General features: G+C 72.3%; 13 protein-coding genes and 1 riboswitch. Of the genes, 7 read left to right on the top strand and 6 right to left on the bottom strand.

Going from position 1 to position 14,949, the window contains the following annotated elements; genetic code table 11:
* Nucleotides 1-150: 150 nt before the first annotated feature.
* Together frr and ACIHAA_RS16735 are read left to right on the top strand one after the other, a co-directional pair.
* The gene (frr, locus tag ACIHAA_RS16740; protein WP_399817666.1) at nucleotides 151-708 is read left to right on the top strand and encodes a ribosome recycling factor; all 558 of its coding nucleotides are present in this window, start codon (nucleotides 151-153) and stop codon (nucleotides 706-708) included.
* Entirely contained in the window at nucleotides 708-1,832 is a 1,125-nt protein-coding gene (locus ACIHAA_RS16735) for a phosphatidate cytidylyltransferase (protein WP_399817664.1), read from the top strand. The genes frr and ACIHAA_RS16735 overlap by 1 nt, the downstream gene beginning before the upstream one ends.
* Nucleotides 1,833-1,919: 87 nt before the next feature.
* Here the strand turns inward: ACIHAA_RS16735 and ACIHAA_RS16730 are convergent, their stop codons facing one another.
* Nucleotides 1,920-2,441 (bottom strand): RICIN domain-containing protein, encoded by a 522-nt coding sequence (locus ACIHAA_RS16730; protein ID WP_399817662.1) that lies wholly within the window; start codon nucleotides 2,439-2,441, stop codon nucleotides 1,920-1,922.
* A gap of 233 nt (nucleotides 2,442-2,674) precedes the next feature.
* Here ACIHAA_RS16730 and rlmN point away from each other — a divergent pair, with 233 nt between their 5' ends.
* The 4 genes from rlmN to ACIHAA_RS16710 all read left to right on the top strand — a co-directional run bounded on the left by rlmN (nucleotide 2,675) and on the right by ACIHAA_RS16710 (nucleotide 7,803).
* A complete protein-coding gene (gene rlmN, locus ACIHAA_RS16725) occupies nucleotides 2,675-3,781 on the top strand; it encodes a 23S rRNA (adenine(2503)-C(2))-methyltransferase RlmN (protein ID WP_399817660.1) in 1,107 nt (368 codons plus the stop codon).
* Nucleotides 3,782-3,859: 78 nt separating this feature from the next.
* Nucleotides 3,860-3,965: riboswitch (TPP riboswitch) on the top strand.
* A 78-nt stretch (nucleotides 3,966-4,043) separates the two neighbouring features.
* On the top strand, nucleotides 4,044-5,129 hold the full coding sequence (locus tag ACIHAA_RS16720) for a thiamine ABC transporter substrate binding subunit (protein ID WP_399817657.1): 1,086 nt from the start codon (nucleotides 4,044-4,046) through the stop codon (nucleotides 5,127-5,129).
* The gene (locus ACIHAA_RS16715; RefSeq protein ID WP_399817655.1) at nucleotides 5,105-6,769 is read left to right on the top strand and encodes an ABC transporter permease; all 1,665 of its coding nucleotides are present in this window, start codon (nucleotides 5,105-5,107) and stop codon (nucleotides 6,767-6,769) included. Before ACIHAA_RS16720 ends, ACIHAA_RS16715 begins: the two co-directional genes overlap by 25 nt.
* 2 nt (nucleotides 6,770-6,771) lie before the next feature.
* The gene (locus tag ACIHAA_RS16710; protein WP_399817653.1) at nucleotides 6,772-7,803 is read left to right on the top strand and encodes an ABC transporter ATP-binding protein; all 1,032 of its coding nucleotides are present in this window, start codon (nucleotides 6,772-6,774) and stop codon (nucleotides 7,801-7,803) included.
* A gap of 72 nt (nucleotides 7,804-7,875) precedes the next feature.
* Here the strand turns inward: ACIHAA_RS16710 and ACIHAA_RS16705 are convergent, their stop codons facing one another.
* The 5 genes from ACIHAA_RS16705 to ACIHAA_RS16685 all read right to left on the bottom strand — a co-directional run bounded on the left by ACIHAA_RS16705 (nucleotide 7,876) and on the right by ACIHAA_RS16685 (nucleotide 13,063).
* Complete coding sequence (locus ACIHAA_RS16705) at nucleotides 7,876-8,574, bottom strand: LAETG motif-containing sortase-dependent surface protein (RefSeq protein ID WP_399817651.1); 699 nt, start codon at nucleotides 8,572-8,574, stop codon at nucleotides 7,876-7,878.
* A gap of 371 nt (nucleotides 8,575-8,945) precedes the next feature.
* Nucleotides 8,946-10,217, bottom strand: coding sequence for a hypothetical protein (locus tag ACIHAA_RS16700; protein ID WP_399817649.1), 1,272 nt, complete (start codon nucleotides 10,215-10,217; stop codon nucleotides 8,946-8,948).
* Entirely contained in the window at nucleotides 10,199-10,942 is a 744-nt protein-coding gene (locus ACIHAA_RS16695) for an ABC transporter ATP-binding protein (protein ID WP_399817647.1), read from the bottom strand. The genes ACIHAA_RS16700 and ACIHAA_RS16695 overlap by 19 nt, the downstream gene beginning before the upstream one ends.
* 238 nt (nucleotides 10,943-11,180) lie before the next feature.
* The gene (locus ACIHAA_RS16690) at nucleotides 11,181-12,563 is read right to left on the bottom strand and encodes an aspartate aminotransferase family protein (protein ID WP_399817645.1); all 1,383 of its coding nucleotides are present in this window, start codon (nucleotides 12,561-12,563) and stop codon (nucleotides 11,181-11,183) included.
* The gene (locus ACIHAA_RS16685; RefSeq protein WP_399817643.1) at nucleotides 12,548-13,063 is read right to left on the bottom strand and encodes an Lrp/AsnC family transcriptional regulator; all 516 of its coding nucleotides are present in this window, start codon (nucleotides 13,061-13,063) and stop codon (nucleotides 12,548-12,550) included. The genes ACIHAA_RS16690 and ACIHAA_RS16685 overlap by 16 nt, the downstream gene beginning before the upstream one ends.
* A gap of 165 nt (nucleotides 13,064-13,228) precedes the next feature.
* Here ACIHAA_RS16685 and ACIHAA_RS16680 point away from each other — a divergent pair, with 165 nt between their 5' ends.
* The gene (locus ACIHAA_RS16680) at nucleotides 13,229-14,668 is read left to right on the top strand and encodes a gamma-aminobutyraldehyde dehydrogenase (protein WP_399817641.1); all 1,440 of its coding nucleotides are present in this window, start codon (nucleotides 13,229-13,231) and stop codon (nucleotides 14,666-14,668) included.
* Nucleotides 14,669-14,949 lie beyond the last annotated feature (281 nt).

Below are 14,949 nucleotides of genomic sequence, written 5' to 3'. Positions count from 1 at the left end.
GTCCGGGGCGCCCGTCGGGGCGAGGGACTCCGGCCGGGGGATGGACAATGACCTGCCGGTCCGGAACCGTGCAGGAAGAAGACGCGACGCAGCCGGCCGCGGGACCGACGAGTGACGGCTGCCGGCCTACTCAAGACGCAGGAGCAAGTGGTGATCGAAGAGACCCTCCTCGAGGCCGAGGAGAAGATGGAGAAGGCCGTCGTCGTCGCCAAGGAGGACTTCGCCGCGATCCGCACCGGTCGTGCGCACCCGGCGATGTTCAACAAGATCGTGGCCGACTACTACGGCGCGGCGACGCCGATCAACCAGCTGGCCTCGTTCTCGGTGCCGGAGCCGCGCATGGCCGTGGTGACGCCGTTCGACAAGAGCGCGCTGCGCAACATCGAGCAGGCGATCCGCGACTCCGACCTCGGCGTCAACCCGAGCAACGACGGCAACATCATCCGCGTGGTGTTCCCGGAGCTGACCGAGGAGCGGCGCCGCGAGTACATCAAGGTCGCCAAGAGCAAGGGCGAGGACGCCAAGGTCGCGATCCGCTCCGTGCGCCGCAAGGCGAAGGACGCCATCGACAAGCTCGTCAAGGACGGCGAGGTCGGTGAGGACGAGGGCCGCCGTGCGGAGAAGGAGCTCGACGACACCACCGCGAAGTACGTCGCCCAGGTGGACGAGCTGCTCAAGCACAAGGAAGCGGAACTCCTCGAAGTCTGATGAACGACTCTTCCTGGGGGGCGCCGCCGCGGACCGGGTACGGGGGGCCGCCCGACGCCGGGCCGGTGCAGAGGACCGGTCCGGCGGGTCCCGCGTACGATGCGCATGACGCCCGGCAGACTCGCCCCATGCCCGTTGTGGCCGGCGTGCCCGCGCAGGGCGGAGACCAGGATGACGACCGGGGGGCCGCTCGGCTGAGCGGCCCCTTGTTCCGCGACGACATGCCGCAGGCGCCGTCCCCGGGGGCGGCCACGCAGAATCCGGAGCCCATGCCCGACGCCCCGCAGCCGGCGCCCGCACCGCAGAAGAAGAGCGCGGGCCGTGACCTGGGTGCGGCCATAGGGGTCGGGGTCGGGCTCGGCGTCGTGATCGTCGTGTCGTTGTTCATCGTCAAGGCCGTGTTCGTCGGTGTCGTGGCGGTCGCCGTCGTGGTGGGCCTGTGGGAGCTGACCAAGCGGCTGGAGGAGCGCAAGGGCATCAAGGCGCCCCTGGTGCCGCTGGCGGTCGGCGGCGCGGCGATGGTCGTGGCCGGTTATGTGCGGGGTGCCGAGGGCGCCTGGGTGGCGATGGCGCTCACCGCGCTGGCGGTGCTGGTGTGGCGGATGACGGAACCGCCGGACGGCTATCTCAAGGACGTCACGGCGGGTCTCTTCGCGGCGTTCTACGTGCCGTTCCTGGCGACGTTCGTCGCCATGATGCTGACGGCCCACGACGGCCCCGAGCGGGTGCTGACGTTCCTGCTGCTGACGGTCGTCAGTGACACCGGCGCCTACGCGGTGGGCTGGCGGTTCGGCCGGCACAAGCTCGCTCCGCGCATCAGCCCCGGCAAGACCCGTGAGGGGCTCGTCGGCGCGGTGGCCTTCGCCATGGGGGCGGGCGCGCTGTGCATGCACTATCTGATCGACGGCGGCGTCTGGTGGCAGGGTCTGCTGCTGGGTCTCGCAGTGGCCGCCAGCGCCACCCTGGGCGACCTCGGCGAGTCCATGATCAAGCGGGATCTGGGGATCAAGGACATGGGCACGCTGCTGCCGGGCCACGGCGGCATCATGGACCGTCTCGACTCGCTGCTGCCGACCGCTCCGGTGGTGTGGCTGCTGCTGGTGCTCTTCGTCGGGAGCGGCTGACCCGTACCGTTCCCTCCTGCGCGGCCGAGGGGCCCGCCGTCCACCGGACGGCGGGCCCCTCGCCGCTCGGCGCCCGGGCCGCCGGGGTCAGAGGGTGTCCGCGACCCTGATCTGCCCGCGCTGGACGACGAAGGTCTGGTTGCCGAAGCCGGGGTAGCACTGCCAGATGTGGGTGATGTCACCGGGGACGCGGGTGTTGCCGACGTCGAGGCACATCTCCCGTGCGGTGCCGAAGGTGTCCTCGGCCTTGATCTCGCCGCGCTGCTGGATGTACGTCTGGTTGGACAGGCCCGGGATGCACTGCCAGAGGTGCAGCGGGTCGCCGTTGTTGCGGGTGTCGCTGATGTCCAGGCACATCTCGCGGGCGGTGCCGACGGTGTCCTCGACCTTGATCTGGCCGTCCCGGAGGACGAAGGACTGGCTGCGCCAGCCGGTCAGGCAGTTCGCGAGGCGGGCCGGGTCGCCGTTGTTGCGGGTGGTGCCGACGTCGAGGCACAGGGGGCGGACGGCGGCCGCGGCCGCGGCGGGGGAGGCGAGCACACCCGCCAGGGAGAGCGCCGTGACCGCGAGGGCCGTGACGCGGCCGCAGGGGGAACCGAGGGGACTCATCGCGACTCCGCTTCAGAAAGCTTCAGAAGGAGGGCAGACCGGTCGGCGTCCGGCGGAGGGCGCGCCGACCGCGGCCCCCAGCGTGGCCGCCGGGCGGCCGGCGCCCGGGCGCCGCCCCGTTCCCCCCGACCCGTTCGGCCGATCAAGATCACGCGGACAGCAGCAAGGCCCGTCCGGGCCCCCTGCCGCTGGGCCGCGGGTCACCCGAGTGGATCTGCGACACTGGTACCACCATGCCCAAGCCCGGAGAACTCACTTTTGTCGCGCCGCGCGGTGCCAAGAAGCCGCCGCGGCATCTTGCCGATCTCACGCCCGCCGAGCGCAAGGAGGCGGTCGCCGCGATCGGCGAGAAGCCGTTCCGCGCCCGGCAGCTCTCGCAGCACTACTTCGCGCGGTACTCGCACGACCCGGAGCAGTGGACCGACATCCCCGCCTCCGCGCGGGCCGGGCTCCAGGAGGCGCTGCTTCCGGAGCTGATGACGGTCGTCCGGCATCTGTCGACGGACCAGGACACCACCCGCAAGACGCTGTGGCGGCTGTTCGACGGGACGCTGGTGGAGTCCGTGCTGATGCGCTACCCGGACCGGGTGACCATGTGCATCAGCTCCCAGGCCGGGTGCGGTATGAACTGCCCGTTCTGCGCCACCGGCCAGGCCGGTCTGGACCGCAATCTGTCCACCGCGGAGATCGTCCACCAGATCGTGGACGGCATGCGGGCGCTGCGCGACGGCGAGATCCCCGGCGGCCCGGCCCGGCTGTCGAACATCGTCTTCATGGGCATGGGCGAGCCCCTCGCCAACTACAAGCGTGTCACCGGCGCCATCCGTGCCCTGACCGATCCGGCGCCGGACGGGCTCGGGCTGTCGCAGCGCGGGATCACCGTGTCGACGGTGGGCCTGGTCCCGGCCATCCACCGCTTCGCCGACGAGGGCTTCAAGTGCCGTCTCGCGATCTCCCTGCACGCCCCGGACGACGAGCTGCGCGACACCCTGGTGCCGGTCAACACCCGGTGGAAGGTGCGCGAGGTCCTCGACGCCGGATTCGAGTACGTGGAGAGGTCCGGGCGGCGGCTGTCCATCGAGTACGCCGTGATCCGGGACATCAACGACCAGGCGTGGCGCGGCGACCGGCTCGGACGGCTCCTGCGGGGCAGGCCCGTGCACGTCAACCTGATCCCGCTGAACCCGACGCCCGGCTCCAAGTGGACCGCGTCGCGGCCCGAGGACGAGAAGGCGTTCGTCGAGGCGATCGCCGCGCACGGGGTGCCGGTGACCGTCCGGGACACCCGTGGCCAGGAGATCGACGGAGCGTGTGGTCAGCTGGCGGCCACCGAGCGGTAGTCTGAAGGGCGTCCGTGTCCCGCGGTCGTCCCGCCGTCCCGGGTTGGCCGCGCGGTCCACAACTTCACAGTCACCTTTGTATTCCGACAGGGGAGCGCCACAGCGCTGAGAGTGCGGGACAGCCCGCAGACCCTCTGAACCTCGCCCAGGTCATTCTGGGTAGGGAGTTCGGTCTTCACTCAAGCTGTTGCGCCCCGCCCGGGGCCCTTCGGGATCCCGGGCGGGGCCGCGTCTCTTCCTGGTCACCTCCAGGAGGAATCCAGTGAGCATCACCGCACGGCAGTTCGCGGCCGTCGCCGCAGGGCTTGGCCTGGTCACGCTGACCGCGTGCGGATCGTCCGGATCCGGCGCCGCCGGCGGCGGCGACTCCAAGACGGTCACCCTGGTCAGCCATGACTCGTGGGCCGCCTCCAAGAGCGTCATCGCGGCGTTCGAGAAGGAGTCCGGCTACCGGGTCCGGGTCCTCACCGACGGCGACGCGGGCCAGGCCGTCAACAAGGCGATCCTCACCAAGGACAACCCGCAGGGCGACGTCCTCTTCGGCGTCGACAACACCCTGCTGTCCCGGGCCCTCGACAACGGCCTCTTCCAGCCGTACAAGGCGAAGGGGCTCGAACAGGTCGGCGCGCAGTACCAGTTGGACGGCGACAAGCACCGGGTCACCCCGGTCGACTACGGCGACATCTGCGTCAACTACGACAAGAAGTACTTCGCCGACCACCGGCTCGCCCCGCCGTCCTCCCTCGACGACCTCACCAAGCCCGCGTACCGGAACCTCCTGGTCACCGAGAACGCCTCCACCTCCTCCCCGGGCCTGGGCTTCCTGCTGGGCACCGCCGCCCGCTACGGCGACAGCGGGTGGCAGGGCTACTGGAAGAAGCTCAAGGACAACGGGGTGAAGGTGGTCGACGGCTGGGAGCAGGCCTACGAGCAGGAGTTCTCCGGTTCCGCCGCGGGCCGCAAGGCGGGCGGCGACCGGCCCCTGGTCGTCTCCTACGCCTCCTCGCCGCCCGCCGAGGTCGTCTACGCCAAGCCGCGCCCCACGACCGCGCCGACCGGGGTCGCGTCCGGCACCTGCTTCCGCCAGATCGAGTTCGCGGGCCTGCTGAGCAACGCCCGCAACCCCCAGGGCGCCAGGGCCTTCCTCGACTTCCTGATCAGCAGGCGGTTCCAGGAGGACATGCCGCTCAGCATGTATGTGTACCCGGTGGCGCGGGGCGCCCGGGTGCCCGCCGAGTTCACCGCCTACGGGCCCGCCGCCAAGGATCCCGCGACGATGCCCCCGGCGAAGATCGCCGCCAACCGGGACCAGTGGGTCAGGTCGTGGACGTCACTCGTACTGAAGTAGCCCCGGGGCGCCGGGGCGGCGCGGCGCGGTTCGGGCTGATGGCCCTGCCCGTCGCGTTCTTCGCCGTCTTCTTCGCCTACCCCGTCGCCGCGATCGTCGCCCGCGGGCTGCGCGTCGACGGGGTGTGGCACCTCGGACGGCTCCCGGAGGTGCTCGCGCAGCCCGGCATCGGGCATGTCCTGTGGTTCACCACCTGGCAGGCGCTCGCCTCCACCGCGCTCACCCTGCTGGTGGCGATGCCCGGCGCGTATGTCTTCGCCCGCCTGGACTTCCCCGGCAAGCAGGTGCTGCGGGCCGTGGTCACCGTGCCGTTCGTGCTGCCCACGGTGGTCGTCGGCACGGCCTTCCTGGCCCTCGTCGGCCGCGGCGGACTCCTCGACGACCTGTGGGGCGTCCGCCTGGACACCACGGTCTGGGCGATCCTCCTCGCCCATGTCTTCTTCAACTACGCGGTCGTGGTGCGCACGGTCGGCGGCCTGTGGGCGCAGCTCGACCCGCGCCAGGAGGAGGCCGCGCGGATGCTGGGGGCCTCCCGGGCCGCCGCCTGGCGGAAGGTGACCCTGCCCGCCCTCGGCCCGGCCGTGGCCGCCGCCGCCCTGATGGTCTTCCTGTTCACCTTCACCTCCTTCGGGGTGGTGCAGATCCTGGGCGGCCCCACGTTCTCCACCCTGGAGGTGGAGATCTACCGGCAGACCTCGGAGATCTTCGACCTGCCGACCGCCGCCGTGCTGACGATCGTGCAGTTCCTCGCGGTGGGCGCGGTCCTCGCGGTGCACGCCTGGACCGTGCGCCGCCGGGAGAGCGCGCTGCGGCTGGTCGACGCGTCCCGCACGGCGCGCAGGCCGCGCGGTGCGGCCCAGTGGGCGCTGCTCGGCTCGGTCCTCGCCACCGTCGCCGTGCTGCTGGTGCTGCCGCTCGCCGTGCTGGTCGCCCGGTCGCTGGACGCGCCCGGGTTCGCGTACTACCGGGCGCTCACCCAAGCCGACGGCGGGACCTTCCTGGTCGCGCCGGTCCAGGCGGTCGGCACCTCACTCCAGTACGCGGCGGCCGCCACCCTGGTCGCCGTGCTGATCGGCTCGCTCGCCGCCGCGGCCCTCGCCCGCCGGGACGCGGGCCGCCTGGTGCGGGGCTTCGACGCGCTGCTGATGCTGCCGCTCGGCGTGTCCGCCGTGACCGTCGGCTTCGGCTTCCTGATCTCCCTGGACCGGCCGCCGCTGGACCTGCGCGGTTCCTGGATGCTGGTGCCGCTGGCGCAGGCGCTGGTGGGCGCCCCCTTCGTCGTACGCACCATGCTGCCGGTGCTGCGGGCCGTGGACGAGCGGCTGCGGGAGGCGGCCGCCGTGCTCGGGGCATCGCCGTGGCGGGTGTGGCGGGAGGTCGATCTGCCGCTGGTGCGGCGGGCGCTGCTGGTCGCGGCCGGGTTCGCGTTCGCCGTGTCGCTGGGGGAGTTCGGGGCGACGGTGTTCATCGCGCGGCCCGACAACCCGACGCTGCCGGTCGCGGTGGCCCGGCTCCTCGGCCGTCCCGGGGACCTCAACTACGGCCAGGCGATGGCTCTTTCGACGATCCTGATGGTGGTGTGCGCGGTGGCGCTGCTGGTGCTGGAGAGACTGCGGACCGACCGGACGGGGGAGTTCTGACGATGCTGGGGCTGGAACGGGCGACCGTGCGCTACGGCGGGCGGACCGCACTCGACGGCGTCGACCTGGAGGTCGCCGAGCACGAGGTGGTGTGCGTGCTCGGGCCGAGCGGCAGCGGCAAGTCGACGCTGCTGCGGGCCGTGGCCGGGCTGCGGCCGCTGGACTCGGGGCGGGTGGTCCTCGACGGCCGCGATCTGACCGGGGTGCCGGCGCACCGGCGGGGGGTGGGGCTGATGTTCCAGGACCACCAGCTGTTCCCGCAGCGGGACGTGGGCGGCAATGTCGCCTTCGGGCTGCGGATGCAGCGGGTCGCGCGCGCCGAACGGGACGCCCGGGTGGGGGAGTTGCTGGATCTCGTCGGGCTGCCCGGGGCGGCGGGGCGGGCCGTCGCCGCGCTCTCCGGCGGTGAGCAGCAGCGGGTCGCGCTCGCCCGGGCCCTCGCCCCGCGGCCCCGGCTGCTGATGCTGGACGAGCCCCTCGGCCAGCTCGACCGGTCGCTGCGGGAGCGGCTGGTCGTCGAACTGCGGGAGCTGTTCGGCCGGTTGGGCACCACCGTCCTCGCCGTCACCCACGACCAGGGCGAGGCCTTCGCGCTCGCGGACCGGGTCGTGGTGATGCGGGAGGGGTGTATCGCCCAGTCCGGTACGCCTCTTGAGGTGTGGCAGCGGCCCGCGGACGCCTTCGTGGCACGCTTCCTCGGCTTTGACAACGTGGTGGCGGCGACCGTGTCGGGCCCGGCCGCCGACACCCCCTGGGGCAGGGTCCCCGTCCCCGCGGGCTCCGCGCAGGGGCCGTGCGACCTGCTGGTGCGGCCCGCGGGAGTACGGCTGGTGCCGGTCGCCGAGGGCCTGCGCTGCACCGTGACCGCACGCACCTTCCGCGGCACCCATGTCGCCGTGCGCCTCAGGCCCGAGGGGGCGCCCGTGCTGGAGGCGGCCTGCCCGCTGCGCACGGCACCGGAGCCGGGGGACGAGACCGGGGTCGTCTTCGACGCGGACGAGGTCGTGGTGCTCGGGGGCGCCGCGGCCGCGTAGCCGGGAACACGCCGACGGCCCGCCCCGGACAGGGGCGGGCCGTCGGTTGTTTCTCCGGGCGCGCGGTGTGCGTCAGGTGTTCTTCGACGCGCCGCGGCGGCGCATGCCGAAGAAGACCGCGCCGCCGCCGACGACGACCAGGGCACCGGCGATACCGGCGATCATGGGCGTGTTGGAGCTGGCACCGGTCTCGGCCAGGTTGGAGCTGCCGGCCGCGGCCGACGGCGAGTTGTCCCCGGGGGTGGGGGCCGCGCTGGCGGACGCCGAGGGGGCGGCCGTCGGGGTCGCCGACGAGGACGGGGTGGCCGACGGCTTCGGGGTTCCGGAGGCCGGGGGAGTGGCCGGAGGGGTGGTCTCCGAGGCCGTGCACGCCTTGTCCGGCGTCGTCAGGCCCGGCGAGACGTCCTCGTTGAGGATGCCGTCGACGGTGACATGGACGCGGTACTGGGCCTTCGCCGCCCACTCCTCGGAGAAGGTGACGGTCGCACCTGCCCCGGTGCCGGTGACCGTCTGCTCGCCGACCTTCTTCGCGTCGGCGCCGTTGGACTCGAGGAACACCGAGACGGTCGCCTTGCGGCCGGACGCGTCCGTGTCGGTGACGGTGATGACGCCCTTCCCGTTGCCGTCGCAGGACGCGGCGGCCGAGAAGTCGCGGATGTTGCAGGCGAGCGCGTTGCCGGCGGCGCCGAGTGCGAGCACGGCGGTGGCGGAGGCGACGCCGAGGACGCGCACCGACCGTGCGGTGCGGGAGGATCGGAAGGATATGGACACGATTGCCCTTCGCGGGATGCGCAACTGCGGGGGGATCCAGGGACGTTGCCGCAGCAACAACGCCCCCACCAGGCTCACAGATGTATAAGCGTCGGCCGAGCCCTGTCAACGGCGATGTCCGGCATGCCACCCGTCTTTGCCGTCTCGTTAACCGTCCGTATGTTTGAAACACCGTTGGGTCCACCCCCGTACCCCCCTTGGGGGCACCCCCGTTCATCTACCGCCCCTACGGCTCACCGGCGCCCCCGTAGCCCGCCAGGAGTGCCGGTCCGTCAACTCGCCCGCCCTTGCGCCGCGTACGGCGCCGGGGTGCGGCCGCGGTTCGCCGTACCCCTTCGCGTACGCGACGGCCGCCCCCGCTCCCGGCCCGGTCAGCCCTTCAGCGGCATGGCCGCCAGCTCCGCGACTGCCCAGGTCAGCGGACCGAACACCAGGACAAGCGCGGCCGCCCGGAGCAGCGCCGCGCTGCGCAGCAGCGCCACCGGCGCGCCCAGCCGCACCAGCGCCGCCACCGTGCCCGCGCGCGCCTGACGCACCTCGATCGCCGCCGTCGTCAGCGCCGCCAGCGCGCACCCCGCCACCAGCAGCGCGCCCAGGGTGGTGAGCGGCCCGAAAGAGAGGCGCGCGCCGGCGTAGGGCGCCGTCATGGCGTACGCCCCCGAGGCGACCGCGCACACCACCCCGAGCGGCCCCCCGATCCGCCGCGCCTCCTGCTGGAGACCGCGCCCCGCGAGCAGCCGTACCGCGCCCGGGCGCCCGGCCTCCAGCAGCAGTCCGCACAGATGGGCGACGGCGGGCCCGGCCAGGGCCAGCCCCAGCGCGGTCAGCGCCCAGCCCGCCAGCACCCCGGCGGGACCGCCCGCGAGACCGTCGGGCAGCGGGAAGCGCGCCGCCCCGCCCGCCCGTGCCTCCACCGCGAGCCCCGCGGCGATCGCGGCCACCCCCCAGGGCAGCCCGCCCGGGACGGCCCCGGCCCGCGGGGGCAGCCCGGACGCCGGGATCTCCTGCGGACCGTCCGCCGCCTGCTTCTCCGCGCCGGGGGCCTGCTCCTCCGCGGTGACATCCATCGCGGAGTCGGCGCCGGGCGCGGCCGGTGCGTTCCCGCGGCGGCGGCCGGGGCGCCGGGGCCCCTCGCCCTCGGGCCGCAGCGCCACCGCGGCCGCCGCCGAGGCCGCGAACGGCACCAGCGCGAGCAGGGTGAGCGCGGCGGGCAGCGGCAGCGGCCGGTCGGCGGCGAGGAAGGCGGCTCCCGCGCCGTGGAACGGGGTGCCGGGCAGATCACCGCGCAGATGGAGGAAGGCCAGCAGCGCCAGCAGCGAGCCGAGCCCGGTGGCCAGGGCCGTGGTCAGCGCCGACAGGAGCATCAGCCGGGCCGGGCCGAGGCCGATGGCGGCGAGCCCGGACCGGGGGCGGGTGGCGGGGTCCGTACGGGCCGCGCAGACCGCGAGATACACCGTGGCGGCCAGCGGCACCAGGCACCACACCAGCCGGAGCGCCGAACCGGCCGACGCGTCCGGGTGCGCCAGGGCGTACCCCAGCGTGCACAGGAACAGCAGGCCCGTACCCGCCGAGGCCGTCGTGACCAGCAGCCGGCAGAGCTGGACCAGGGGGTGGGCGCCGCGCGCTAGACGGAGAGCGAGCACGCGGCCCGGCCTTCCGTCTCCGTGTCCGGCACCGGCGGCAGCTGGACCGTGGTCACGCGCCGCCCGTCGAGCAGGGACACCGTGCGGTCGGCGAGGGCCGCGACGTCCGGGTGCAGGGTGGCCAGGACCACCGTGATGCCGTGCGAGCGGGCCGCCGCGGTGAGGGTGCGCAGCACCTGGGCGCCGTCGGAGCGGTGCAGGGTGGCGGTCGGCTCGTCGGCGAAGAGCACCGTGGGCTCCGTGGCGAGGGCCCGCGCCACGGAGAGCCGCTGCTGTTCGGCGCCGGTCAGCTCCTGCGGGCGCCTGCGGTCGCAGCCGCCGATGTCGAGCCGGTCCAGCCACTCCAGGGCGGCGGCCCTGGCCCGGCGGCGGCCCGCGCCCCGCAGCATCAGCGGCAGGGCGGCGTTCTCCCAGACGTTCAGTTCGGGCACCAGCAGGGGCGCCGGATCGATCCAGCCGAAGCGGTCGCGCCGCAGCCTCTCCCGGCCGATCGGGCCCAGGGTGTGCACCGGCATGCTGTTGAACCAGACCTCGCCCCGCTGGGCGGGCAGCAGCCCCGCCAGGCACTTCAGCAGGGTCGTCTTGCCGCTCCCGCGCGGGCCGGTGACGGCCAGGATCTCCCCCTCGCGCACCCCCACGGAGACACCGCAGAGCGCGGGCGAGCCTTTGTGCTGGAAGTGCAGGGCGTGCGCCCAGAGCACGTCGTTGTCCGGCGGGGCCACCATGGCGTACACCTCGGTTCGGATCCGTTGTCCCGTGCCGGTCCCCGTCCGGGGGGACCCGTTCGGGTGAACGAAGGCAGGGGCGATCGGTCACGTCCGACGCTAGGCAGGCCGCGCGGGGAGCCGGGCACCGCAACGGCCCCGCACCGCCGTTTCTCACTCGAACGGGCGGCCCGGGGCCGTGGGTTGATCATCCAGAAGGATGAACCGTCCGGTCGGCGGGACCGGAATCCGGACGGGCTCAGAGCTTGGTCCACGCCTCCGTCAGCGTCGCGCGCAGGATCTGCTCGATCTCGTCGAAGGTCTCCTGGTTGGAGATCAGCGGCGGGGCGAGCTGGACGACCGGGTCGCCACGGTCGTCGGCACGGCAGTACAGGCCGTTGTCGAACAAGGCCTTGGAGAGGAAGCCGTACAGGACCCGCTCGGTCTCCTCCTCGTTGAAGGACTCCTTGGTGTGCTTGTCCTTGACCAGCTCGATGCCGTAGAAGAAGCCGTTGCCGCGGACGTCCCCGACGATCGGCAGGTCGTGCAGCTTCTGGAGGGTGGAGAGGAAGGCGCCCTCGTTGTCCAGCACGTGCTGGGTGAGGTTCTCCCGCTCGAACAGGTCGAGGTTGGCCAGGCCCACCGCGGCCGACACCGGGTGGCCGCCGAAGGTGTAGCCGTGCAGGAAGGTGTTGTCGCCCTTGTAGAAGGGCTCGGCCAGGCGGTCGGAGACGATGCAGGCGCCGATCGGGGAGTAGCCCGAGGTCATGCCCTTGGCGCAGGTGATCATGTCCGGTACGTAGTCGAACTTGTCGCAGGCGAACATGGTGCCCAGGCGGCCGAAGGCGCAGATGACCTCGTCCGACACCAGCAGCACGTCGTACTGGTCGCAGATCTCGCGGACCCGCTGGAAGTAGCCGGGCGGCGGCGGGAAGCAGCCGCCCGCGTTCTGCACCGGCTCCAGGAAGACCGCGGCCACCGTCTCCGGGCCCTCGAAGAGGATCTGCTGCTCGATCTGGTCGGCGGCCCAGCGGCCGAAGGCCTCCGGGTCGTCGCCGTGGATCGGGGCGCGGTAGAAGTTGGTGTTCGGCACCTTGTGCGCGCCCGGCACCAGCGGCTCGAAGGGGGCCTTCAGGGCCGGCAGGCCGGTGATGGACAGGGCGCCCTGCGGGGTGCCGTGGTAGGCGACCGCGCGCGAGATGACCTTGTACTTGGTGGGCTTGCCGGTCAGCTTGAAGTACTGCTTGGCCAGCTTCCAGGCGGTCTCCACGGCCTCGCCGCCGCCCGTGGTGAAGAAGACCTTGTTCAGGTCGCCGGGCGCGTGGTGGGCCAGGCGCTCCGCCAGCTCGACGGCCTTGGGGTGGGCGTAGGACCACACCGGGAAGAACGCCAGCTCCTGCGCCTGCTTGAACGCCGTCTCCGCCAGCTCGACGCGGCCGTGGCCCGCCTGGACCACGAACAGACCGGCGAGACCGTCCAGGTAGCGCTTGCCCTTGTCGTCGTAGATGTAGGTGCCCTCGCCCCGCACAATGGTCGGCACGGGCGCGTTCTCGTACGAGGACATGCGGGTGAAGTGCATCCACAGGTGGTCGTACGCGGTCTTGCTGAGGTCCTTGGTACTCACGGCTATCGGGTTCCCCACATGTAGGTCTGCTTCTTGAGCTTGAGGTAGACGAAGCTCTCGGTGGAGCGCACTCCGGGGAGGGCCCGGATGCGTTTGTTGATGACGTCCAGCAGGTGGTCGTCGTCCTCGCAGACGATCTCCACCATCAGGTCGAACGAGCCTGCGGTCATCACCACGTACTCGCATGCGGACATGGCGGCCAGCTCGTCGGCGACCGACTCCACATCGCCCTCGACATGGATCCCGACCATCGCCTGCCGCCGGAAGCCCACGGTGAGCGGGTCCGTGACGGCGACGATCTGCATCACGCCCTGGTCGAGCAGCTTCTGGACGCGCTGGCGCACGGCCGCCTCGGACAGGCCGACGGCCTTGCCGATCGCGGCGTACGGCCGGCGGCCGTCCTGCTGGAGCTGCTCGATGATGGCGAGGGAGACGGCATCCAGCTGGGGAGTGCCGTTCCTGGACTCGCGGGAGTCCTTCTGGTCTGCGCTTCGACTGGCCACGACCACACTGTGCACGACGTCTCGACAGTTTTGCAAGGCTCAATCGATGAAATTCGTTGTTTACGTACGGCAAGCCTGCGGATTTCGCAGCAGTGACGGGACTGGGGCTGTTGAAAACGTGGGGGCACGGACTAGGGTGGTCGTCTCAGCGATTGGACACCCGAACTTGGAGGGCCCGCAGTGAGCACCGAGCTGCGCCGTCTGCGCAACTACATCGACGGCGAATTCCGGGACGCCGCCGACGGACGCACCACCGAGGTGGTCAACCCCGCGACCGGCGAGGCGTACGCGACCGCCCCGCTGTCCGGGCAGGCGGACGTCGACGCCGCGATGGCCGCCGCCGCCGCGGCCTTCCCGGCCTGGCGCGACACCACCCCCGCCGAGCGGCAGAAGGCCCTCCTCAAGATCGCTGACGCCTTCGAGGAGCGCGCCGAGGAACTGATCGCGGCCGAGGTCGAGAACACCGGCAAGCCGACCGGGCTGACCCGGTCGGAGGAGATCCCGCCGATGGTCGACCAGATCCGCTTCTTCGCGGGAGCGGCCCGGCTGCTCGAGGGCCGCTCGGCCGGCGAGTACATGGAGGGGCTCACCTCGATCGTCCGCCGTGAGCCGGTCGGCGTCTGCGCACAGGTCGCGCCGTGGAACTACCCGATGATGATGGCCGTGTGGAAGTTCGCCCCGGCGATCGCCGCGGGCAACACGGTCGTGCTCAAGCCGTCGGACACCACCCCGGCGTCCACGGTCCTGATCGCCGACATCATCGGTTCGATCCTGCCCAAGGGCGTCTTCAACGTCATCTGCGGCGACCGCGACACCGGCCGTCTGATGGTCGAGCACCCCACCCCGGCGATGGCCTCCATCACCGGCTCCGTACGCGCCGGCATGTCCGTTGCCGAGTCCGCGGCCAAGGACGTCAAGCGCGTCCACCTGGAGCTGGGCGGCAAGGCCCCGGTCGTGGTCTTCGAGGACACCGACATCCCCAAGGCGGTCGAGGACATCTCGGTCGCGGGCTTCTTCAACGCGGGCCAGGACTGCACCGCCGCCACCCGCGTCCTCGTCCACGAGTCCATCCACGACGAGTTCGTGGCCGCGCTCGCCAAGGCCGCCGCCGAGACCAAGACCGGCCTGCCGGACGACGAGGACGTGCTCTACGGCCCCCTCAACAACCCCAACCAGCTCAAGCAGGTCTCCGGCTTCATCGAGCGCCTGCCCGCCCACGCCAAGGTCGAGGCGGGCGGCCACCGGGTCGGCGAGAAGGGCTACTTCTACGCGCCGACCGTCGTCTCCGGTCTGAAGCAGGACGACGAGATCGTCCAGCACGAGGTCTTCGGCCCGGTCATCACCGTCCAGTCCTTCGCGGACGAGGCGCAGGCCGTCGAGTGGGCCAACGGCGTCGAGTACGCCCTCGCCTCCTCCGTGTGGACCAGGGACCACTCCCGCGCGATGCGGCTGTCCAAGGCGCTCGACTTCGGCTGCGTCTGGATCAACACCCACATCCCGCTGGTCGCGGAGATGCCCCACGGCGGCTTCAAGAAGTCCGGCTACGGCAAGGACCTCTCGGCCTACGGCTTCGAGGACTACACCCGCATCAAGCACGTGATGACGTCGCTCGACGCCTAGCCACGACCCGGCGGCCCGGGGTCCGGTACGACTGCCGTACCGGACAGGGGCCCGCACGACGGTCGCGCGGCCCCGCACGGGAGGTTCCTCCTGTGCGGGGCCGCCGCGCGTGTGGGCCGTGTGGGCTACGACCGCCGTACGGTGCGACCGCCGCACGGCAGCAGTCCACAGACTGACAACTGTCCGCAGACGGACAGCGGTCCGCGGATTGACAGGGTGTCGGTTTCCCCCGGGGGCGCTCGACGGGGCGTCGATTGTCCCGCCCGGGAAACGGACGGCAT

Origin of the sequence: Streptomyces sp. NPDC052040, assembly GCF_044548405.1 — a bacterium.
In the GTDB taxonomy this organism is placed as follows: domain Bacteria; phylum Actinomycetota; class Actinomycetes; order Streptomycetales; family Streptomycetaceae; genus Streptomyces.
Note: the sequence above shows the minus strand (reverse complement) of the source record. Positions and strands in the feature narration are given on the sequence as shown.

Coding starts and splice junctions, on each gene's coding strand:
- ACIHAA_RS16695 (WP_399817647.1), bottom strand. CDS start 10,942: ATGGTGGCCCCGCCGGACAACGACGTGCTCTGGGCGCACGCCCTGCAC.
- rlmN (WP_399817660.1), top strand. CDS start 2,675: ATGCCCAAGCCCGGAGAACTCACTTTTGTCGCGCCGCGCGGTGCCAAG.
- ACIHAA_RS16735 (WP_399817664.1), top strand. CDS start 708: ATGAACGACTCTTCCTGGGGGGCGCCGCCGCGGACCGGGTACGGGGGG.
- ACIHAA_RS16710 (WP_399817653.1), top strand. CDS start 6,772: ATGCTGGGGCTGGAACGGGCGACCGTGCGCTACGGCGGGCGGACCGCA.
- ACIHAA_RS16730 (WP_399817662.1), bottom strand. CDS start 2,441: ATGAGTCCCCTCGGTTCCCCCTGCGGCCGCGTCACGGCCCTCGCGGTC.